This window comes from Pseudomonas sp. UBA5706 (assembly GCF_002419965.1).
GTDB lineage: Bacteria > Pseudomonadota > Gammaproteobacteria > Pseudomonadales > Pseudomonadaceae > Aquipseudomonas.
In genome coordinates this window covers 491-22,571 of sequence record NZ_DIHC01000011.1, presented here as the reverse complement: position 1 = coordinate 22,571, position 22,081 = coordinate 491, and the positions used below count along the sequence as shown (strand labels likewise).

Annotated in this window: 20 protein-coding genes and 1 pseudogene; 8 read left to right on the top strand and 13 right to left on the bottom strand. The window is 61.9% G+C overall.

Translation table 11 applies throughout. The features are described 5' to 3' along the window. Nucleotides 1-193: 193 nt before the first annotated feature. Nucleotides 194-760: a cysteine hydrolase family protein gene (locus B3I26_RS05750; protein WP_296256024.1), complete on the bottom strand. Its 567-nt coding sequence runs from the start codon at nt 758-760 to the stop codon at nt 194-196. Between the two features lie 103 nt (nt 761-863). Here B3I26_RS05750 and B3I26_RS05745 point away from each other — a divergent pair, with 103 nt between their 5' ends. The 4 genes from B3I26_RS05745 to B3I26_RS05730 all read left to right on the top strand — a co-directional run bounded on the left by B3I26_RS05745 (nt 864) and on the right by B3I26_RS05730 (nt 4,071). Beyond that, a complete protein-coding gene (locus B3I26_RS05745; RefSeq protein ID WP_296256022.1) occupies nt 864-1,865 on the top strand; it encodes a GlxA family transcriptional regulator in 1,002 nt (333 codons plus the stop codon). Nucleotides 1,866-1,932: 67 nt separating this feature from the next. Next, entirely contained in the window at nt 1,933-3,054 is a 1,122-nt protein-coding gene (locus B3I26_RS05740) for a DUF1615 domain-containing protein (protein ID WP_409522001.1), read from the top strand. Nucleotides 3,055-3,166: 112 nt separating this feature from the next. After that, complete coding sequence (locus B3I26_RS05735) at nt 3,167-3,427, top strand: hypothetical protein (protein ID WP_296256021.1); 261 nt, start codon at nt 3,167-3,169, stop codon at nt 3,425-3,427. 116 nt (nt 3,428-3,543) lie between these two features. Beyond that, nucleotides 3,544-4,071 carry a hypothetical protein gene (locus B3I26_RS05730; protein ID WP_296256457.1) on the top strand — a complete coding sequence of 176 codons (528 nt, stop codon included), beginning with the start codon at nt 3,544-3,546 and terminating at the stop codon, nt 4,069-4,071. A gap of 251 nt (nt 4,072-4,322) precedes the next feature. Here B3I26_RS05730 and moaA read toward each other — a convergent pair whose 3' ends face one another. From moaA to B3I26_RS05680, 10 genes are all read right to left on the bottom strand, one after another. Further along, the gene (moaA, locus tag B3I26_RS05725; RefSeq protein ID WP_296256018.1) at nt 4,323-5,321 is read right to left on the bottom strand and encodes a GTP 3',8-cyclase MoaA; all 999 of its coding nucleotides are present in this window, start codon (nt 5,319-5,321) and stop codon (nt 4,323-4,325) included. Nucleotides 5,322-5,396: 75 nt separating this feature from the next. Further along, nucleotides 5,397-6,224, bottom strand: a complete 828-nt coding sequence (locus B3I26_RS05720; protein ID WP_296256017.1) for a formate/nitrite transporter family protein — start codon at nt 6,222-6,224, stop codon at nt 5,397-5,399. Between the two features lie 262 nt (nt 6,225-6,486). After that, entirely contained in the window at nt 6,487-7,830 is a 1,344-nt protein-coding gene (locus B3I26_RS05715; protein ID WP_296256016.1) for a cation:proton antiporter, read from the bottom strand. Between the two features lie 515 nt (nt 7,831-8,345). Then, nucleotides 8,346-9,407 (bottom strand): ABC transporter substrate-binding protein, encoded by a 1,062-nt coding sequence (locus B3I26_RS05710; RefSeq protein WP_296256014.1) that lies wholly within the window; start codon nt 9,405-9,407, stop codon nt 8,346-8,348. A 20-nt stretch (nt 9,408-9,427) separates the two neighbouring features. Beyond that, nucleotides 9,428-10,612, bottom strand: coding sequence for an NAD(P)/FAD-dependent oxidoreductase (locus B3I26_RS05705; RefSeq protein ID WP_296256013.1), 1,185 nt, complete (start codon nt 10,610-10,612; stop codon nt 9,428-9,430). Beyond that, on the bottom strand, nt 10,609-11,970 hold the full coding sequence (locus B3I26_RS05700; RefSeq protein ID WP_296256011.1) for an NAD(P)/FAD-dependent oxidoreductase: 1,362 nt from the start codon (nt 11,968-11,970) through the stop codon (nt 10,609-10,611). The genes B3I26_RS05705 and B3I26_RS05700 overlap by 4 nt, the downstream gene beginning before the upstream one ends. Continuing rightward, the gene (locus B3I26_RS05695; protein ID WP_296256009.1) at nt 11,967-12,257 is read right to left on the bottom strand and encodes a (2Fe-2S)-binding protein; all 291 of its coding nucleotides are present in this window, start codon (nt 12,255-12,257) and stop codon (nt 11,967-11,969) included. Before B3I26_RS05695 ends, B3I26_RS05700 begins: the two co-directional genes overlap by 4 nt. Before the next feature lie 52 nt (nt 12,258-12,309). Then, nucleotides 12,310-13,104, bottom strand: a complete 795-nt coding sequence (locus tag B3I26_RS05690) for an ABC transporter permease (protein WP_296256008.1) — start codon at nt 13,102-13,104, stop codon at nt 12,310-12,312. A gap of 3 nt (nt 13,105-13,107) precedes the next feature. Next, nucleotides 13,108-13,980: an ABC transporter permease gene (locus B3I26_RS05685; RefSeq protein WP_296256006.1), complete on the bottom strand. Its 873-nt coding sequence runs from the start codon at nt 13,978-13,980 to the stop codon at nt 13,108-13,110. Further along, nucleotides 13,977-15,005, bottom strand: coding sequence for an ABC transporter ATP-binding protein (locus B3I26_RS05680; RefSeq protein WP_296256004.1), 1,029 nt, complete (start codon nt 15,003-15,005; stop codon nt 13,977-13,979). The genes B3I26_RS05685 and B3I26_RS05680 overlap by 4 nt, the downstream gene beginning before the upstream one ends. A 260-nt stretch (nt 15,006-15,265) precedes the next feature. Here B3I26_RS05680 and B3I26_RS05675 point away from each other — a divergent pair. Together B3I26_RS05675 and B3I26_RS05670 are read left to right on the top strand one after the other, a co-directional pair. Beyond that, nucleotides 15,266-16,105: pseudogene (locus tag B3I26_RS05675) on the top strand (IclR family transcriptional regulator). A 323-nt stretch (nt 16,106-16,428) separates the two neighbouring features. Then, nucleotides 16,429-18,048, top strand: coding sequence for a methyl-accepting chemotaxis protein (locus B3I26_RS05670; RefSeq protein WP_296256003.1), 1,620 nt, complete (start codon nt 16,429-16,431; stop codon nt 18,046-18,048). Nucleotides 18,049-18,159: 111 nt separating this feature from the next. On the opposite strand, the gene B3I26_RS05665 is transcribed toward B3I26_RS05670, so the two are convergent. Beyond that, entirely contained in the window at nt 18,160-19,101 is a 942-nt protein-coding gene (locus tag B3I26_RS05665) for a class I SAM-dependent methyltransferase (protein WP_296256001.1), read from the bottom strand. 49 nt (nt 19,102-19,150) lie between these two features. Then, nucleotides 19,151-20,038, bottom strand: coding sequence for a LysR family transcriptional regulator (locus tag B3I26_RS05660; RefSeq protein ID WP_296255999.1), 888 nt, complete (start codon nt 20,036-20,038; stop codon nt 19,151-19,153). 108 nt (nt 20,039-20,146) lie between these two features. Between B3I26_RS05660 and B3I26_RS05655 the strand changes: the two genes are divergently transcribed. Further along, entirely contained in the window at nt 20,147-20,677 is a 531-nt protein-coding gene (locus tag B3I26_RS05655; RefSeq protein ID WP_296255998.1) for a GNAT family N-acetyltransferase, read from the top strand. A 367-nt stretch (nt 20,678-21,044) separates the two neighbouring features. Next, a complete protein-coding gene (gene hemB, locus B3I26_RS05650; protein WP_296255997.1) occupies nt 21,045-22,019 on the top strand; it encodes a porphobilinogen synthase in 975 nt (324 codons plus the stop codon). Nucleotides 22,020-22,081 lie beyond the last annotated feature (62 nt).

The window sequence follows — 22,081 nt, the reverse complement described above, 5'->3', positions numbered from 1 at the left end:
GACCGCGTCCTGATTGCGGCTACGAATACGTTGCAGCCTTTCCTGTTTACCACAGGATGAATCGGGAGAGGAACAAGGCGCCGATCTTCAAGGGAGGGAGGCTGCGAGCGTCGCTGTTGAGGCCTCCACTGCTTTGGCGTCCAGCGCCGCGGCTAGCGTTTTTGACGTACGCCAGCATCGCGCAGGGGGATCGCTAGGGGCGGCTGCCCGCGAGTGGGGGCAAGAAGTCGTCGGTGCAGATCACCTGCGCGTAGGCGAACGCCAGCGCTGCCATGAACGCAGCCTGCACGTGCGCTGCAGGAACCGTGGTGCCTTCGAACGTCAGGTCGCGGGTCGCGCAGGCATCGTGAATCACCCTGACGGTGTAGCCCAGGTCCACCGCAGCACGTGTCGTGGCATCGATGCACATGTGGCTCATGGAGCCGATCAGCACCAGATGTTCGACGCCGTGCTGGTCGAGTAATTGCTTGAGTCCGGTATCGCGAAAGGCGTTGGCGAAGTGCTTGAGCACCACTGGCTCCTGGCCTTGGTGGGTGAACCGGGGGTGAAACTTCGCGCCTTCGGAGCCCGGAGCAAAGAATGGAGCGTCGGCGCGGGTGGACTCATGGCGGACATGGATGATCGGATCGCCTGCGTCGCGGGTCGCCTGGATTACCCGGACAGCGTTGTCGGCCGCTGCGTCGGCGCCGCTCAGAGCCCATTTGCCGCCAGGAAAGTAGTCGTTCTGGATATCGATTACGATGAGCGCTGATTCAGGCATGTCTGCCTCCTCGGTCAGGGTGTGCAGGAAGTGGATGCAGTATCGACTCTGCGGACAGACATGGGGATTGGCTGCACCGACATTAAGCGAGGGAAAACTGACAATGAATGCTCAACGGCCAGTTGCCGAGATTGGCCTGCTGATCTATCCCGGTGCGCAGAGCGCTGCGGTTCACGGCCTGACCGATCTGTTCGAGGTCGCCAATCACATGGCCGACGAGCAAGCGTCAGTGCGGTTACCACGTTTGGCAGTCAGTCACTGGCACGTGGACAACGGTAGTGAGCCGCAGCGAACCTACCAAAGTGTTGCCGGTGAGCCTCACGCAGCGCTGGCCGCCGTGGTAATTCCGCCTTCGTTGAAGGGGCTTCCGGGGACCGAGACGATGGAGGGGCTGTCGCGCTGGGTGCTGGCGCAACACGCCGCTGGCGCGACCATCGGCACCGTGTGCCTGGGCGCCTTCGTGCTCGCGCAGACCGGCCTGCTCAACGGTCGTGCGGCCACCACCCATTGGACGCGGGCCAAGCCCCTGGCTGAGCGTTTCCCCACGATCAGGGTTAACGCCGATCAACCGATTATCGACGACGGCGACATCATTACCACTGCAGGCTTGATGGCCTGGTCGGCCTTGGGGTTGCGGCTGGTTGAACGGTTGCTAGGGCCGAGCATTGCGGCCCGCACCGCGCGTTTTCTCGTCATCGAACACAGCGAAAGTGCCCAACGGTGCGGCCGCAACTTCGCGCCGATCCTCGCTCACGGCGACGTGGCCGTGCTGAGGGTTCAGCACTGGTTGCAAAGTATCGGTGCGGTGGACGTTTCGATCGCGCGGATGGCGCTGCGTGCGGGGCTCGAAGAGCGTACCTTCCTGCGACGCTTCCGGGCGGCGACAGGGCTCAAGCCCACCGAGTACTGTCAGCATCTGCGCGTGGGCAAGGCTCGGGAAATGCTCGAACTCACCCATAGCACCATCGACCACATTGCCTGGACGGTGGGCTATCGGGATCCTGCATCGTTTCGCCTCACATTCAGGAAAATTACCGGCCTGGCGCTCAGCGAATACCGTCACACATTCGGGTTCGCTGGGTCCGCGATGCCGCCCTGTGATTAAAGAGGGGAGTCAGTTGTCGAGGGACGTTGTCCATATCGGCACCCTACCGTCCGAAGACCGAGATTCCATGCCCGCGAAAGGACTCACCCGTCACGCCCATGCCGCGTTCAGCCTGATGCTGCTGGCATTTCTGGCCGGTTGCAGCTCGCAGCGCAGTCAGACGCCCGCACCGCGTCCAGAGTCGGTACGCGCCGAAATTGTCCGCCTGCTGCCCGCGTCGGTCGCTGATCGCCAAGGCTGGGCATCGGACATCTACACCGCCTTCGATACGCAGAAAATCGATCCCACGGTGGAAAACCTGTGTTCGGTGCTGGCGGTGGCCGAGCAGGAATCCAATTATCAGGTCGACCCCGCAGTGCCCGGCATGGGCAGGATCGCCCAGGACGAGATCGACCGGCGGGCGAGCAAGGCGCACATTCCCAATCTGCTGGTACGCAGCGCGCTGGACATTCGCTCGCCCAGCGGCAAGACCTACAACGAGCGATTGAACGCGGCGCACACCGAGAAGGATCTGAGCGCGATCTTCGATGACTTCATCGGCATGGTGCCGCTGGGCCGCACGCTGTTCGGCAATTTCAACCCGGTGCACACCGCAGGGCCGATGCAGGTCAGTATCGAATTCGCTGAACAACAGGCACGGAACTATCCGTATCCGATCGAGGATTCCATTCGCCATGAGGTGTTCTCGCGCCGCGGCGGGGTCTACTTCGGTATCGTCCATTTGCTGGGTTACCCGGTCAGCTACGATAAACCGATCTACCGTTTCGCCGATTTCAATGCCGGTTGGTACGCCAGTCGTAACGCGGCCTTTCAGAGCGCTGTGGCGCGCCTCTCCGGCAAGCGCCTGGCACTTGATGGCGACCTGATCAATTACGGTTTTGGCCCGTCACTGGGCCAGACCGAACTGGCGGTACGCAGCCTGCATACGCAACTGGGGATGCGCAATACCACCCTGCGCAGCGCCCTGGAAAAAGGCCAAACGCTCCAATTCGAGGACACTGATCTCTACAAGCAGGTGTTCGCGTTGGCCGACACCGCCGCGGGCAGGCCGCTGCCTCGCGCCATCCTGCCGGGCATCGTGCTGGAAAGCCCGAAGATCACCCGCAAACTGACCACCGCCTGGTTCGCGCAGCGGGTTGAGGAACGCCGGGTACGCTGCATGGCGCGGGCGTCGGGCAACTTGAAATGATCCCCCAGTGCAATGATTCCGACCGCTGGTCATGTTTAGGGCACGCTTGGACGGCCAACATTTCGAAATGACAATCGCCCCACGTTCCAGGGCTTGCAGAGAAGAGGTGCTTATGTCAGTTGATCCTACCGAGCCAATCACCCGCCCGGAAACATTGCCCACTGCCGATCAGGATCTCGATCCAGATGAGGGCGACATTGAAGATGCCCAGGACCAAGCGCAGGAAAATACGGCCCACGAGCAGCGTCCACCGGATTGGGATGAGCCGGGGGCCCAGCGGTCTGAGCGTCCTGAGGACTGGAACGAACCTCCTGCCTCGGACGATGTACTGCAACCGAATGAGCCGACGCCACTGTCTGATGATTTGCGTTGAGCTATTGATCGCTCATTGAGTCACGGCCGGAACTGGGCGCAACGCCGGTTCCGGCTTTTAATCAGACCACTTTCAGGGAGTTTTTGGTTTTGAAGCGTGAAACGGTAGCCCCCAACATCATTACCAGCAGCCTGCCGATTGCCGATGTCGATAGTGCAGAGTCGATCCTGTTTGGGACGCCCAAGGAACGCCTGGATTTCTACCGTAAGGAAATTCAGTACGAGACCGCCATTCTTTCCAATCGCACCAACGCCTACCTGTCAGCGCAGTCGTTCCTGGTGATCGCGTTTGCGTCGTCCATGGCCAACCTCAATCCTGAATGGGGCAAGCTCTTTACGCTGGTGGTGCCGCCGTTTCTAACGTTGTTAGGGCTTATCAGTTCGATGCATGCCTGGCCGGGGATTCGCGCGGCCTATGAAATTATCGATCATTGGCATTTCAAGCAGAGCCAGTTGTTGCACAGCCAACCAGCGATGGGACTGGCCTACGACGACTCGCCTTTGTTCAGCGAGCATGAGTCGAGTGAGAAGGGCTACCGCAAATCCTTGATGTTCTCGATGCGCACACCTTGGTTGTTCAGTGGCTTCTGGTTTTTGTTGGGCACGTTTTCGATCTACGCGCAAACGAGCGGTTCGATTTTTTAGCGACAGGTTTTGGCGAGACTTATTCGCACACCCGCATTTGTGACTGAGTCTGGCTCTGGAAAGGGACGACGTTGCGGTGCGCGGCCTGGCGAGCGCGAGGCTGACCTCAATGATCCAAACATATCTCCACGAAAGCCCACTGGCGGCCTTTGCTGGCCGCGCCGCGTGCCGACGGCCACGTCTTCGAAATTGCCATCACAGGCAAGCCGGACTACAGCTGCAGGGCCGCGTAAACTCAGAGACTTGCGCCTTCAGCCCCCGGTCATGTTCATGAAACGCACCACCTGCACGTCATCGTTGATCTCGAAATTGTGCTTGTAAGGCTTGAGCTTCATGGCTTCGATGATGGCTTTTTCCAGCTTTTCTGGCTGGCCGGGGTTGGCACGCAGGGTAGCCTTCAGGTCGGCGGAGTGTTCGTTGCCCAGGCACAGCAACAGACGTCCTTCCACGGTCACGCGCACCCGGTTGCAGGTCGCGCAGAAGTTGTGACTATGCGGTGAGATGAAGCCGACGCGGATGTGCGGTGCTTCGGCAAGGCGCCAGTAGCGGGAGGGGCCTTGCGTCGATTCGGTAGAGTTGATCAGGGTGTAGCGTTCGGCGATGCGCTCGCGCACTTGATCACTGGAAAAAAACGATTCGGCGCGGCTGTGTTCGCTGATCAGACCCAGCGGCATTTCTTCGATGAAGGTTATGTCCAGGCTCCGGTCGATGGCAAAGGCCACCAGGTCGTTGATCTCGTGATCGTTACGCCCTTGCATCACTACGCAGTTGAGTTTGGTGTGGGTGAAACCGGCAGCGTTGGCGGCGTCAATGCCGGCAATGACCTTACTCAGGTCGCCGGTGCGAGTCAGTTCCTTGAACCGCTGAGGATCAAGGCTGTCGAGGCTGATGTTCAGGCGTTTCAGGCCGGCATCGAACAGCGGCGCGGCGAGCTTTTCCAACTGCGAGCCGTTGGTGGTCATGCACAGTTCACGCAAGCCGGGCAGGGCGGCGATGTTCTTGCACAGACCCACGATTCCAGCCCGGACCAAGGGCTCGCCACCGGTCAGGCGGATCTTTTTCGTGCCCAGGGCCACGAAGCGTTCGGCGATCTGCTGAATTTCTTCAAGGGAAAGGATCTGCTGGCGCGGCAGAAAGGTCATGTCTTCGGCCATGCAATACACGCAGCGGAAGTCGCAGCGATCGGTCACCGACATACGCACGTAATCGACTTTGCGTGAATACCCGTCTATCAGAACTCGATCGGACATTATTTCCTCAACAGCGTGCTGCGTGGCAGAAGCGGTTTGCGTGCCTGTTGGTTAGAGCAGCAGGCGACGCAATCGTTAAATCTTTTGGCCCACCGGTTGCTCAAGCGTCGCAGCGGCTTCAGCGGCACCCGTAGGGTGCGCGGCCTTCGAATAGGACACGTAATACGCCAGCCCGACGAAAATTGCACCACCCACCGCGTTACCGAGGAAGACGGGGAAAAAGTTTTCGATGAAATCGACCCAAGTCAGCGCGTCCGCGAAGATCGCCGCCGGGATAATGAACATGTTCGCCACCACGTGCTGGAAGCCGATCGCCACGAACGCCATGATCGGGAACCACATGCCGAGGATTTTGCCGGTGACGTCCTTGCTCGCATAAGACAGCCACACCGCCAGGCACACCAGCCAGTTACAGCCAATCCCCGAAATGAACGCCTGACCGAAGTCAGCACTGGCCTTTGCCTTGGCAATGGCCAGGGTCTTGGCCAGGAAAGCGCCTTCGGTCAGTCCCAGCAGGTGGCCAAAGAAGTAGGCGATGAACAGGGAACCGACCAGGTTGGCAAGCGTTACCAGCAGCCAGTTACGGGCGACCGCACCTGCGCGAATGCGCTTGGCGAACATCGCCGCCGGCAGGGTCATCATGTTGCCGGTCAGCAGTTCGCCACCCGCCAGGATGGTCAGGATCAGGCCGATGGGAAACACCGCCGCACCTATCAGATTGCCCAGCGAGGCCCAAGGCCCTGGGATCATGGTGCTTACGTGGATGTCCAGCAGGAAACCCAGAGCGATGAAAGCACCGGCCAAAAAACCCAGCACGAGAATCGACAGGGTGGGCAAATGCGATTTCTTCACGCCTGCGTCGACGGTGATTTCAGCGATCTGTTGGGGCGTATTGATGGACATGTGTTCAGGGACTCGTACGCAAGGGCCGGCGCCGCGCTGACAAACCGCGTGCCACGCAGATGTTGAGGTGATATTCAAGCGTCCGGTCTTGATGCGCAAACGTGTCTCTGGACACGAAGCCAATCCATTTGAAGTCTGTTGCGGCCGAGGACTTGCGACTTTTGGCCGCACCTGCTCAGTTGATGAGCAAGCTACCGATCATGCGCGAGAGCGTCCAATCGCTTGTTCCGATGAATTGATCGACAAGATCTATCGGTTCGGTTCACTCATCGCGGCGCATGCTGCGTTCATATCGCTCCAGCAGCGGTTGAATGCTGATGCCATGCAGCAGAATACTCAGGGCCACAACCGACAGCGTCAGGCCGATGATGGTATGCACCGCCTCCATGGGCACGCCATGGGACAGCGCGTAGCACAGGTAATACAGGGTGCCGATACCACGGATGCCGAACCAGCCCACCAAGGCCTTTTGGGGACGGGTCAATAACCGGCCGCTGATCAACAGCCACACACTCAAGGGGCGGATCACGCAGAACAACGCCAAGCCCAGGCCTACGGCGCGCCAGTCCCAATAGAAGGCCAGCGCAGCGCCAAGCAGGGTGATCAGCAACACCTCCATGGCACGCTCCACCAGGCTGCCGAAGGCCAACATATCGCCCATCATCACCCCTGCGGCCAGTTGTGAATCGCTGAGTTCTTCATGGCTGGTGACCGTTGCGGCCTTGGGATCGCTGTCCATGTGGCCCAGTACCGGTTTGGCAACGTGCTCTGCGGGGATGTCCGATTGCGTGGTGCGGACCTCGGCCTGGCGCAGTCCCAGTCCCGCCGCAAACACCGCCAGAAAGCCGAACGCGCCGATGCCTTCAGCGCTGACGTAGGCGATGGCGATCAAGGCCAGCGCCAGGAAGTCGTTGGGTGAGCTGGTGCTGTCGGCATTTTTAATGCGCAGGTAGATCATGAGATGGCCGACGCCGCGTCCCAGTCCATAGCCGAGCAATAAACCCACGGGTACTCCCCACAGAATATTCCTCAGCAGCCAACCCTGGACCCAACTGAAGTCCGCTGAGCCGTGGCTGAGAAACATGAGGGCGAAAATCACGAAGGGGAACGCTGTCCCATCGTTAAGTCCAGCCTCCCCAGACAGGCCGAACCTGACGCGATCGAAATCCTGGGCATTGGTGACTTGCACCAGGCCAGCCAGCACCGGGTCGGTGGGGGACAGCATGGCGCCGAGCAGCAATGACATGGGCCAGGACAGGCCGAACAGGTAATGCGTGGCCACGCAGACGCCGACGATGGTGGCAAGCATCACCGGCACAGCCAGCAGGTAAGCCGAGTGCCAGACCGAGCGATGCAACTGAAGCCGCAATTTGATGCCGGTATTGAACAGGGAAAAGAGCACCGCAACTTCGGTCAGGCGTTCCAGCCAGTGACGTCCCTCGCGGATATCGATCTGCACCAGATCCAGGCCCCAAGGCCCCATGCAGGCGCCGAACGCCAGGCACACCGCTGAAGTGGTAACCGGCATCCAGCGCAGGTAAGAAGACGTCAGTGCCAGCAGCATCAGCAGAACACCGAGCACGGTCATGCAAAGAATGAAACTCATCCGGCCTCGTCATCACGTAAGTAGTTGGGGGAACGTTCGTTATGTGACTGTGCGAGCGGGGGATAGTTGACAGAATGTTTCAATGAGCCACGCAGTACGCCCCTGTTCCCCTGTTCCCCTGTTCCCCTGTTCCCCTGTTCCCTCGATCGCTGCCGTCGTGCCTCCGGCGTCTCCTACGGGGACGGGGACGGGGTCGTCGGTTGAGAATGAGGTATGCAGCTTGAAAATATGGTCCTGTGGGAGCGGCTGAAGCTGTGCGACAGCCGCGAAGGCGGTGGGTCAGGCACCCAAGACAGGGCCTGGAGTAGCGCTTTCGTTGCCATCGTAACCTCCGGTGTCTCCTACAGGTTCGGGATCCTTGGCCGGCGTCTGCCAGTGGCGCTTCGTCACGTCGGCGTTCGATTTAAACGCTTGGGCTGCGGTAGCTGCCGGCTTACTGGCCACCCAGGCCCGCAACGCTCCACCTTGCTACGGGCAACCCAACGTCTGGCTCCTGACCTGGGCAACATCAATGTCTAGCGCTCGATGGTTCGGCTCCAGCGCGCGTTCCATTCCGGGCGAGCCTGATTGACTTGATCCCAATCGATGGTCACTGCGGTTTCCAGGTACTTGTTCATCGCTTGCACCTGGCTACGGGTATTATCGCTGGTGGGGGTTTTCGGATTGGACGGGATCTGGTCGCCCAACTCCAGCGCCGGGGCCTGTGCTTGTGGGGTCAGCAGGAATTCAGCCAGCTTTTGCGCCAGTTCCGGCTGATCGTTATTGGCGATCGTGCATTCGGCGACGTTCAGGACCACTGCGCCCTCCTTGGGCGGCGCGTACTCCACCGGGATGCCCTTAAGTTTCAACGCAGTGACCTGAGTCGGGGTGAGCGGGAACAGTGCTGCTTCACCGGTCTGTACCATCTCGGAGATCTTCGCCGAGCTTGCGATGTATTCCAGCACGTTGGGCCCGACGGTTTTCGGCCAAGCCTTGAAGCCAGGCTCGACATTAGTCTCGCTGCCTCCCTGCAAGCGATTGAACATCAGAAAACCGTGCAGGCCGAAGGTCGATGAGGCCAGCGACTGGAACACCAGTTTGTCCTTATAGCGAGGGTCGGTCATGTCCGCCCACGAGGTCGGCGCATTCCAGCCGTTCTCCTGGAACATTTTCGTGTTGTAGGCCAGCCCGGTGACGCCCAGGCTCACGGCCACTGCCTCATCCTTGATCTTGCCCTTGGCCGGAATGTCCGCCAGGGTCGCGCTCGGTTGCAGCTTGCCGCACAGGCCCATGGAGATCGCCCGGTACATGATGCCGTCGTCGAGGAACATCACGTGCATCTGCGGGTTGTCCTTGCTGGCCTGGACCTTGGCGAGAATGTCCGAAGAGGTGCCCGGCACAATGACCACTTTCACGTTGTTGGCCTTCTCGAACGCAGGCAACACCTGGTCGGCGTACAGGCGCTCCATGGTCCCGCCGTTCATGCCCAGGTACAGCGTCGGTTCGGCCTGCGCAGGCGTCGATGCCAGCAGCGCGGCGAGCGGCAGACAGGACAGACCGGTCAGGGCGAAACGTTTGACGTTTTTCGTGTGCTTCATGGCTGCGATCTTCCTCAGAGCTAGGGGACAACGTTACCCACGCCGTCGGGCGCGGCGGGGGCGGGCGATACGAATTGAGGCAAGCGTTGAGACGAGGATTGGAAGCGCCTGATCGAGAACGCATCGAGCGCAACCTGCGAGGTGCCGCTGCAGACGATCTGCGCCAGTGCCTCACCGGCAGCGGGGCCGATCTGAAAGCCGGAGCCGGCAAAACCGAACCCATGCAGCAGCCCCGGCTGTGTTGAACTGGGGCCCAGCACCGGTTCGCGGTCGGGCAGGTAACCTTCCGTGCCGCTCCAGGTGCGAATCGCTTGGGCACCCGCCAATCGCGGGTACAGCTCAGCGGCATTGCGCAGGATGTCCAGAATCGCCACCTGGCCCGGCCGTGCCCGGTTCGAGTCGAGGGGAAAGCCTTGTCCGCCGCCGAGCACGCAGTTCCCTCGCGCGACCTGACGCGCATAGATGCCGCCGCCTTCGACCCCGGTGCTGACGTCCATGAACATCGGCAGCGGCTCGGTGACCAGCATCGCCGGGTGGCCCGTGCGCAAGGGCACTGCTTCGCCAAACTGCTCGGCCAGCGCTGCCGCCCAGGCCCCGGTGCAGTTCAGCAGCCACGGTGCGCGCCAACGCTGGCCGCTGCCGGTGCGCACCTCGAATGCGTGACCGTCGTGGCTGACGTCGGTTACCTGCGCCTGTTCGAACACTTGCGCCCCCGCGCGACGCGCTGCAACGGCAAAGGCCGGTGACACAAGACGCGGGTTGGCGTGGCCGTCATCTGCACACAGCGAGGCGCCTACCGCCACGTCGCCCGCCCACGGAAACCGCGCGCGTAACTGCGCACGGTCGAGTAGATGTAGCGTGAGCCCAAAGCCCCGGCTGGCCTGTTCGTAGGCTACCAGCGCGGCCATGTCCGCGTCGCTGCGGGCCAGTTTCAGGTGCCCGGAACGCAGGTATTCGCCGTGGGTACCAATCAGGCCGGGCAAGTCATTCCAGAGGCCGTGGGCGCGTTGCGAAAGCGCTAACTGCGACAGCGGTCGGCCTTGGCGACGCACGCCGCCATAATTGACGCCGCTGGAGTGCGAGCCGAAAAAATCCCGTTCCAGCAGCGCCACCCGCTGGCCGGTTTTGGCCAGAAACAGCGCCGCTGATGCGCCGACGATGCCGCCGCCAATGATCACTGCATCCACTTCTACGGGCTGGCTCATCGTTCAGCGTCCACACCGAAAGGCAGCGGCTTGATAGGGGCCTGGCCGCGCAGCCTGCCGACGCTCGCGATGTCACGCCCCGACGCCTGAGCGACGATCTCGGCAGCCGCCAGCCCGCACATGCGCCCCTGGCAGCGCCCCATGCCGACCCGGCACATGGCCTTGACCCGGTTGAGTTCCCAGTGGCCTTCGGCAACGGTCTGGCGAATGTCACCTGCGCTGACTTCCTCGCAACGGCAGATGGTCATCGCATCCGGTGCCCTGGTCGCCCAGTCCTCGGGAAACGGGAAGGCGATTTCCAGTCCGCGGCGGAACCGCTGGATCGCGTCCAACTTGCGCTGCAAGTGGCCAACGCGTGTTTCGTCGATGTGTTGGCCGCAGTCGCCCAGCAGGGTCAGCGCCGCCAGTTCTCCGGCCATTTCGGCAGCATCCGCGCCCATGATGCCGGCGCCGTCACCGGCCAGATAAACGCCCTCGACGCTGCTTCGCCCACGATCATCGCGCACTGGGAGCCAAGCGCGGTTGAGCGGGCTCCAGGTGAACCGGCAGCCGAGCAGATCAGCCAATTGCGTTTCACTGCGCAAGGCATGGGCGAACGCCACGGCATCGCAATCAAGCGAGTGCATGTGCTCGCCCTCGCGCCACTGCACGCCGCTCACGCGCTGCTGGCCCGAGATGGCGCGCAACTCGGCACGCTGATGCACGGGGATGCCATGTGCAGTGAGCCAGGCCCGGTAGTAAAGGCCCTTGGCCAGGGTCGCCGGTTGGCCCAGCAGCGCGGGCAAGGCACGGGTCTGGGCAGACAGCGGTGCGCTGTCGAGCACCGCCAGCACCTTGGCACCTGCCCTGGCGTATTGGTAGGCGACCAGGTAGAGCAAAGGTCCACTGCCTGCGAACACCACCCGCTCGGCAATTGCGCAACCCTGAAACTTCAAGGCAATCTGCGCAGCCCCCAGACTGTAAACGCCGGGCAGGGTCCAGCCAGGTACGGGAAGAATCCGGTCGGTAGCACCGGTGGCGACGATCAGCTGCTTGTACCGCACTTGCGCAGCGACGCCATGGGCCAGTGTGTCGAGCGCGTGCTGTTCTGCGTTCCACACCAGCGTTTCGGGGCGGTAATCGATGTCGCCTCCGAGGCCATCAAGCGTTGCATGCACGGCTTGGGCTTTCGCGGCTTCGAAGCCATACACCGCCTTGGCCGGGCGTTTGAAGTTTGCAGGCTGGCGGCGATAGATTTGCCCGCCACCGCGTGCGCTCTCGTCTATTAGGCATGGCTGCTCACCGTAGGCCACCAGGGTCTGTGCCGCGCGGATGCCGGCCGGTCCGGCGCCGACGATCACGATATCGGTGGTGCTCATGCGCTACGCCCCGGCTCGCGGCTGACGCACAGGCCGCCTTCGAGCAGCGTCGTGCAGGCACGCACCCGGCGGCCGTCGCCCAGTTTGACCCAGCAGTCCTGACATGCACCCATCAGGCAGAAGCCGGCCCTGAGTTCTGCGCTGAAATCGCTGCCGCGCAGGTGATCGGCACAGGTCAACACGGCGGTCAGCAGCGTGTCGCCTCGCAGGCCGCTGGCGGGCTGACCGTCGAGGGTAAACGTCAAGACCTCGCGGTCGTGTTCGGCCACTCGTTTCAGCAACGCCATGGTGCATTCTCTCTAAGGCAAAAACGGTTGTGAGCCATCGATTCCGGTCTCATCAGTGACGCCCCACCAGCACGCGATCCAGGCCGTACACGCGGTCGAGAATGATCATGGTCGCGGCGGTCAGGGCGATCACCAGCGCCGACACTGCGGCCATCATCGGGTCGATGGATTCGGTGGCGTAGACATACATGCGCACCGGCAGGGTCTGGGTCGACGGTGAGGTGACGAAGATCGACAGGGTGACTTCGTCGAAGCTGTTGATGAACGCCAGCAGCCAGCCACCGGCCACGCCGGGCAGGATCATCGGCAAGGTGATCTGCCGGAACAGCGTGAAACGACTGGCACCCAGTGACTCCGCCGCCTGCTCGGCGCTGCGGTCGGTGCCGATGGCGGCGGCGATCACCAGACGCAACACATAAGGCGTGATCACCACCACGTGGGCGAACATCAACCAGACAAAACTGCCATTGACCCCCATCAAGGCGAACAGGCGCAGCATTGCCACGCCCAACACCAGATGCGGAATGATGATCGGCGACAGGAACAGGCCGTTGAGAACGTTGCGCCCGGGGAACCGATAGCGGGTGATCGCCAGTGCTGCGGGCACGGCGATCAGCGTCGCCAGGGTGGCCGCTACCACCGCCAGAATCAGGCTGTTGTAGAACGACTGGATGAAATCGGCGCGCTGGAATACCGCTTCAAACCAGCGCAGGGAAAACCCGTGCCACGGCAGGCTCAGGGTGTTTTCCGGGGTGAACGCCACCAGGCACACCACGGCCAGCGGCGCCAGCATGAACACCACTACTAGAGCGTGGAAGGACAGGGCCAAAGGACCATTCTTCGCCATCGATCATTCCCCCAGGGATTTTTTATAGCGGCCTTCGACCAGCCGGTTCCAGGACAGCATCACCAGCAGGTTGATCAACAGCAGCGCCACGGCAATGGCTGCGCCCATGGGCCAGTTGAGTTCCGATAGGTACTGGTCGTAGACCGTGGTGGCGACCATTTTCAGGCGACGTCCGCCGAGCAGGCCGGGAATGGCAAAGGAGCTGGCCGACAACCCGAATACGATCAATGTGCCGGACAGCACGCCAGGCATGGCCTGCGGCAGCACCACCAGGCGCATGACCCTGGCCTGGCTCGCGCCTAGCGAGAGCGCGGCCTGTTCGGCCGAGGCATCCAGCTTCTGCAACGAGGTCCACACCGGGATGATCATGAACGGCAGCATCACGTGGACCAGCGCCAGAACCACCGCGAACGGGGTATAGAGCAGCTTCACCGGATGCCCGCCCATGGCCTGGATGGTCTGATTGACCAGCCCGTCGGCGCCCAGCAACAGGCTCCAGCCAAAGGCCCGAACCACCACCGAGATCAGCAGAGGGGTGAGGATCAGAATCAGAAAAATCGAACGCCAAGGTGCGCCCATGCGGCTGAGGATGTACGCCTCGGGCACCCCGATCACGACACAGAGCAAGGTCACCAGCGCGCTGATCACGAAGGTGCGAAAGAATATCTCGTAGAAGTACGAATCGGTGACCAGGTTCAGGTACTGGGCCAAGGTCCAACTGCCACTTTTGACGCCCAGCCCGTAGTCGAACACGTTGAATGACAGCACCAGCGTCAGCAGCAACGGCACCACCAGCAGGCCGACGAACAACACCAGCGCCGGGGAAGACAACAGGTAACCGCGGCCCGTATCGCGCAGCACACTCACTGCACTCATGCCGACACCTCATCAACAGCGAGGATTCGCAGCAACTCCGCCGGCCAGTCCAGCCCCACGACGGTGCCTTCGTTCATCGGTGCCTGGCCATTGTTGCGGCGCACCACCGTCAGCTCGCCAATCGCCGTATCGATGCGATACAGCCACTGACTGCCGAGAAAGTAGCGCGTGATGATGCGACCCTGCAGACGGCCTGCGCCGGCAGTGATCAGGTCTATCTTTTCCGGGCGCAGGCTCAGGGTCAGTTCGCCGTCGCCGGGCTGCTGGCGAACCTGGGCAGCCCCCGTGTGATCGCGGTCGCCGCGCAGCAGATTGGCCTTGCCGACGAAACCGGAAATGAACCGAGTGCGCGGGTGTTCGTAGAGTCTGTACGGCTCGTCGATCTGGGTGATGCGACCGGCCTGCATGACCACCACGCGATCACTGATCGACAGCGCTTCGGCCTGATCGTGAGTGACCATCAAGGTAGTGATGCCGACCTCGCGCTGAATGCGCCGAATCTCGAACTGCATCTCTTCACGCAGATTGGCATCGAGGTTGGACAGCGGCTCATCGAGCAACAGCACTGGCGGTTCGATCACCAGCGCCCGGGCCAGTGCTACACGCTGACGCTGGCCACCGGAAAGCTCACGGGGGTAGCGGTCGGCGTGTTGATCCAGGCGCACCAGTTGCAGCACGCGCGCCACCCGACGCTGGATTTCGTCTGCTCGCACCTTGCGCATCTTCAGGCCGAAGGCGACGTTGTCGCGCACACTCATGTGCGGGAACAGCGCGTAGGACTGGAAGACTACGCCCAGGCCGCGGCTGGCGGGTTTGGCATGGGTGATGTCGCGACCGTCGAGCAGGATCTGTCCCGCGGTGACATCGACGAATCCAGCGATCATTTGCAGGGTGGTGGTCTTGCCGCAGCCGGAGGGGCCAAGCAGGGAAACGAACTCGCCTTTTTCCACCGACAAGTCAGTAGCGACCACCGCGTCGACGGTGCCGTAACGTTTGCACAGTGCCCGAAGCTGAAGAAAAGCCATGGCTGCATTCCACCTTTTTTTTGTGCTTGCCTTAAGGCATGCGTTTTTTATGGGCAGATGCGAAGAGAGGCGGCGTACCGGGGCTGACCGGCAAGCTCAGTGGACGCTGGCGCTCGATCTAAGTCGGCTGCCGCTGTTATTCAAATCGCCCTGTGGACTGATCCTATGCCTGCAAATAGGATGCGCTCAACGAAGAATTTCATTGAGCGAGTAATATTTTCACTTCTATTCGTTCAGTGGATTTAGTGAGGGATAAAGTGATGATTAATTCCATTGATCGGAATAAAACAATTAAAGAGACAGGCGTCGGCGCAGTCTCGCGTTTGTTTGCCGTATTGCGATGCCTGGGCGACTGTCCCGAAGGGGGTGAGCGCGTGACGCAACTGGCGCAGCAGATCGGGTTGTCACAGCCAACCACCCACCGCTTGTTACGCAGCCTGATGGACGAGGGCATGGTCGAGCAGGATGCGCGCAGCAAGCGCTATCGCCTGAGTCTGGAATTCTTTGCGCTGGCCGCCAGGGCCGGGCAAAGCGGCAACTTGCGCGATGTGGTGCGACCCAGCCTGCTGCGCCTTTCTGCATCGCTGGGCGACTCGCTGTTTCTGCTGGCGCGCAGCGGCTTCGACGCGGTGTGTCTGGATCGCAGCGAGGGGCCGTATCCGATCAGGACCTTTACGGGCGACATCGGCGGCAGCGTGGCCTTGGGCGTGGGGCAGGGCAGCCTGGCGATCCTGGCGTTTCTGCCCGAGGAAGAGCGAGACGCCGTCATCGGCTACAACCTGCCGCGCCTGCGGGATTTTCACCTGTACGACGAAGTGATGCTGCGTTCGGAAATCGAAAGCGTGCGCCGTCTGGGGTATGCGTCGCGCAATACCGGGGTTTTGGAGGGCATGGCTGGCCTGGCAGTGCCGATTCTGGACCGCTAAGGCAGGGCGGTGGCGGCGTTGAGCGTGGCGACCCTCAGCAACCGCCTGAACGCCGAGCGGATGCCCACGGTGGTCGAGTTGCTCAAGCGCGAGGCAGCGGCTATCGGACAGAAGGTCAACCCATTCGACCCGGTGCTGCGCCGACCTTCGCAGGTGTTCGGGCAGAAGCCCTAGCGCAGCGGTGGTGGAGGGCGGGTAATACGACAACGAGCTGCGCAATCTGTGGCCGGTGGCAGCGATCTCTAGGCCGCTGCTGCCGGCAAACCGTGCGGCGCCAGCCATTTAATTGACCTGCCGTTTCGACGCGACCTTGACGCTTTTCGACCACCGGTCGGAACGCGCATCCGGCGCTTAAAGAAGCCCCGGGCGAGGTCGAATCAAGCTGTATAAGCCCGACGTTTTTAAACGACGGCACAGGGAAGTGGCAAGCAGGCAACGTTCGGCGAACGTCAACCGACCTCCCGAAGACCGCAGTCCTCCCTATAAAGGTTTCTCCTATGTCCAAATCCTTGAGATTGCAGATTCTGGCGCTGCTCAGCGGCAGCCTGGTGCTGGTGCTGGTGATCGCACTGGCCTGTTTCCAGTTTCTCTCCAGCAATATTCACGCCTATCGCGGCCTATTGGAGGGTCCGCTGCAGGCCTCCCAATTGGTCGATCGGGCTAACCTGCAATTCAAGACCCAGGTGCAGGAGTGGAAGAACGTCCTGCTGCGCGGTAAACGAGCAGCCGATCGCGACACGTTCTGGGGTCAGTTCGAGGACCAGGAACGGCAGGTGCAGGACACGCTGGGCCGTTTGAGCGCCCTCCCTGGCCTGGATCCAGCCATCAAATCCCAGGTGGACAAGCTGCGTGACGATCACCGCTTGATGGGTGTCGCCTACCGTAAGGGCCGTGATGCCTTCGTGGCAGGCGGGGCGGACCCGGTCGCTGGCGATGAGGCCGTCATGGGCGTTGACCGCGCCAGCAGCGATCAGATGAGCGACCTGGTGGTCAGCCTGCGCAAGATCAGTGATCAGCGCTCGCAGGTTATCAGCAGTACCGCCGACCGCACCATTCTTGTCGGCACCCTTGTCATGTTGGTATCAGCGTTGCTGGTGGGGGTTCTCGCGCTGTGGATGATCAACCGTAACATCGTCGGGCCGATCAGCCTGTTGATCGAGTACGTGGCGCAACTGAGCCAGGGCCGTTTCAGCGATCGGGTCACTGTCACGCGGCAGGATGAGTTGGGGCGTCTGGCGTTGGCGGCGAATACCTTGCGTGATTTCCTTGCCGACACCTTCACCCGGCTCAAACGCAGCACCACCGATCTGGACAGCGCCGGTGGCGAGCTGCGGGCCATTGCCACGTTGATGGCCCAGGGCACACACGAGCAGTTCGAGCGCACCGATCAGGTGGCCACGGCCATGACCGAGATGTCGGCCACCGCCCAGGAAGTTGCTCGTCACGCAGCCCAGGCCGCCCACGCTGCCGATGAGGCCGACCGCAGCTCGCAGGAGGGTGGCAAGGTCATGACCGCGACCATTACCGCCATCACGCAAATGCGTAATGAAATCAGTAACACCGCCGACGTGATTCGTCGCCTGGAAAGCGACAGTGGGCGGATCGGCAAGGTGCTGGAAGTGATTCGCGGCATTGCCGAGCAGACCAACCTGCTGGCGTTGAACGCGGCGATCGAAGCTGCGCGCGCGGGGGACGCCGGTCGTGGTTTCGCCGTAGTGGCCGATGAAGTACGCACCCTGGCCCAGCGCACTGCGGCGTCGACAGCGGAAATCAACCAGATCATCAGCTCGGTGCAGACCGGCGCCATCGATGCAGCCCATGCCATCGAGAGCGGTCAGGCCCGCAGCCAGGAGAGCGTCGATCAGGTGGCGCTGGCCGGATCTTCCCTGACGCGCATTACCTCGGCAGTCGAGGCGATTCGCGACATGAACCGGCAGATCGCCACGGCGGCGGAGGAGCAGACCTCTGTGGCCGAAGACATCTCGCGCAACCTCACCGAAATCACTGCAATCGCCACCACCAACCAGAACAACGTGCAGCGCACGCAGACGGCCAGTGAAGACCTGCACGGGTTGTCCATGGGGCTGAACGACGTGATTTCGCGCCTTAGCGCGTAAAGCGGTTGGCAGTGGCGCGCCAATGCGTTGGTGCAGCACTGCGGCTTGCCGCCGGCGGCGAGATCACTCCCGTCACCGCTGGCAAGGCGTGCTGCTGTCAGATCGTGGTGGCTAGCCCCGCTGTCGGAACACCAGTGCCTTGAGCCCGCCGCCGGGCTCGACGTCGGCAAACTCCGACGGGTTGTCCAACCGCTGTTCGAAGCGCAACCCAGGCGCCTCCCGCGTCACGCCCTCGATCAGAAACTCCGCGCCCAAGGCCGGGTCATTCATGCACGCCAGCACCGTACCTTCGCCGCTGAGCAGCTCCGGCAGTTTGCGCAGCACGCGCTGGTAATCCTTGGTCAGCAAGAAACTGCCTTTTTGAAACGACGGCGGGTCGATGATCACCAGATCGTACGGCCCACCGCTTTTTACCTTGCCCCACGACTTGAACAGTTCGTGGCCCAGGAAACCGACCTTGCTCAGGTCATGGCCGTTGAGGCGATGGTTGTCACGGCCCCGGCTCAACGCTGCGCGGGACATGTCCAGGTTGACCACGGACGTTGCGCCTCCTGCAATCGCCGCCACCGAGAAACCGCAGGTGTAGGCGAACAGGTTCAGCACCCGCTTGCCGTCCGCGTGGGCGCGCACCCAGTCACGGCCATAGCGCATGTCGAGGAACAGCCCGGTGTTCTGCTTCTTGCCAAAATCCACGAGGTAGCGCAGGCCGCCTTCGGTCAGCGTCCACTCCTGCGGCATTTGCCCGAGCAGCGTTTCAGTGTGACTGTCGGGCAGGTAGCGATGTTGCAGCAGCAGAGTGTGGGCCTGAGAACGCTTCCAGACCTGATCGTGAACGAGGTCGAACAGCAGCCGTTTCAGCGCCTCAAGCTCCTCTGGGGCAGGCGCTTTGAACAACGACACCAGTACCACGCCTTGCATCCAGTCGACGGTCAGTTGCTCAAGCCCCGGCCAGCGTCGTCCGCGCCCATGAAACAGGCGGCGGGTTTCTTCGGGGGCCGGGGCAAGTGCGGCCAGCAGGTGCTGCATGAGGGTGTTCAGCGCGTCGGAGTTCATCGGGTGGTGGCGGGTCGGCAGTCAGAAAGGGGCGGCATTCTAAACCCAATCAGGGCCTTAGCGTCTGCAACGCTTCGAGCACCTGACGCAGCGCCTTGCCCAACGGCTTGTCCTGGCGCAGCACAATCCCCAGCGTGCGGCTCAGTGAAGGCGTCAGCGGCTCGATCCGCAACCCGCGACGGTGATGCGCGGCGGCCACCGACATGGCCGGGACAATGCTGTAACCCAGTCCGGCGGCGACCATTTCCTTGATCGCTTCAACGCTGCCCAGTTCCATGACCGGTTTGACGCGCAGGCCGGCCTGAAGGAACCACTCATCGATCAACAATCGGGTGCTGCTGCCCGCCTCAAACACCACCAGCGGCATAGGTTCCAGTGCCTTGGCGGTCAGCGGCGACAAGCTCTGCGGCTGATCTACGCTGAAGATCGCCACGAATTCGTCTTCCAGCAGCCCGCTCACCGACAGACTGCGCCCCGAGGCAGGCAGCGTGACCAGGGCCAGATCCAGGCGGTTTGCTTGGACCGCTCGCACGATGGCATCGGTGTTGCCGGTGCTGACCCGCACGTCCAGCGCCGGAAATTGACGACGCAGGTCACCCAGCAGGGGCGGCAGCAGATGGATACAAGCCGTCGCGCCCGTGCCGATAGCGACCTGCCCGGCAATGCCCTCGGCGTGGCTGGACAACTCAAGCAGGGCGTCTTCAACCACAGCGTCGATGCGAGCAATGTGTGCGAGCAAGGTACTCCCGGCTGACGTAGGCTTTAAGCGCTTGCCGACACGTTCGATAAGGCGCAGGTTCAGGCGCTCTTCCAGTTGACGAATGTGCAGGCTGACAGCTGGTTGAGTCAGGCTGACGCGTGTGGCTGCAGCAGAAAAACTGCCGAGCTCCATGACTTGGGCGAACGTGTGCAAATGGTTAAGGTTGAGCCGTTTCATGCCAAAGTTTTGCTCATGCTGAGGATGATGAATCATAGCTTTGTTTTGGTCTGCCTGGGCTTCATCATGCTCCCCAGCGGTTCATATCAATCACCGAGACCCCGTTCAATGTCCCATGACCTGATCCTGCGCGACGCCAGCGAAGCCGACATGCCCGCCGTACAGGCGATCTATGCCCATCACGTGATCCACGGCACCGCCAGCTTTGAAGTGCAGGCGCCAACCGTCGAACAGATGCTGCGACGACAGGCCGATGTGCGTGCCAATGGCTTGCCTTACCTAGTGGCCGAGCGCGATGGCGAGGTGGTCGGCTATGGCTACGCAACCCTGTATCGGCCGCGTCCGGCCTATCGCTTCACTGTCGAGGATTCGGTGTATGTGCGTGACGGTATGGCCGGGATGGGCATTGGCCAGGCGTTGCTGGCGCTGATCATCCAGCGCTGCGTCGACGGTGGGCAGCGGCAGATGGTCGCAATCATTGGCAACAGCGAGAATGTTGCCTCGATCCGGCTCCATGAGCGCTTGGGGTTCGGCAAGGTGGGTGTGCTCCAGTCCGTGGGTTTCAAGCATGGCCGTTGGCTTGACACCGTGATCATGCAGCGCGCGTTGGGCGAGGGCGACGGTAACCTTCCGGGATGACGCCGCGCTGCAAGTCTGGCGATCGTTGCACGGCCGGCGTCATCGGCATACCGGGCAGATTGGCGACCCAATGCCCGCCACGGTGACGTCGCCCTGGGGGCGCAGGTGCGGTCAATCAGCGCACCCGCTGGCGTTGGGGGTACTCGAAGCGTTATACCCGCCGAGAGATTGACCGGGCCAGGTCAACGGTCCGGTCTTCATTGAAGTTCGTTCGATGCCACACGGTTCCACTGTTGCGCATCCGACAATTCTCTTTATCGACCCGATATTTGAATCCGAAGCCACGCAGGAATAAGCTTCGCGCCAATTGATACGCCCAAGCCATGTTTGGCCGGCGGTTTTCACACATCTTCAATCAGGAACTGCCATGTCCAGTCTGTTTCCCGCCGCTCGTCCACGTCGCCTGCGCAGCAATGCGAACTTCCGCGCGCTGTTCCAGGAAACCGAATTCACGCTGAACGACCTGGTGCTGCCGATTTTCGTCGAAGAAGAAGTCGACGATTTTGTGCCGATCAACAGCATGCCGGGGGTTAGCCGTATCCCCGAGTCGAAATTGGCGCAGGAAGTCGAGCGCTACGCCCGTGCGGGAATCAAGTCGGTGATGACCTTCGGCGTCTCCCACCACCTCGACGCCAGTGGCAGTGACACCTGGCAGGAAAACGGCCTGGTCTCGCGTATTTCGCGCACCATCAAGGATGCGGTGCCGGACATGATCGTGATGTCCGACACCTGCTTCTGTGAATACACCGATCATGGCCACTGCGGCGTGATGCACGGTGCCCACGTTGACAACGATGCGACCATTGAGAACCTTGGCAAGCAAGCGGTGATGGCCGCCCGTGCCGGGGCCGACGTGATCGCACCGTCGGCGGCAATGGACGGTCAGGTTAGGGCCATTCGCGCGGCGCTGGACGCCGCCGGTTTCACCCAGACGCCGATCATGGCGTACTCCACCAAATTTGCCTCCTCGCTCTACGGCCCGTTCCGCGAAGCGGGCGGCTCGGCGCTCAAGGGCGACCGCAAGACCTACCAGATGAACCCGATGAACCGCCGCGAAGCCCTGCGTGAATCGCTGATGGATGAGGCTGAAGGCGCCGACGCGTTGATGGTCAAGCCAGCGGGCGCCTATCTGGACATCATTCGCGACATCCGCGAGGCCTCGACCCTGCCGCTGGCGGCGTATCAGGTCAGCGGCGAGTACGCGATGATCAAGTTCGGCGCACAGGCCGGGGCCATTGACGAAGCCCGGGTGGTGCGTGAAAGCCTCGGCGCGATCAAGCGCGCGGGCGCGGATCTGATCTTCACCTACTTTGCGATGGAGTTGGCGCTGGCCGGAATTTGATCCGGATTGTGTGATCCCCCGCGTCCCGGTCGACGCGGTCAGGGCGCTTGATTCTGGCCGCA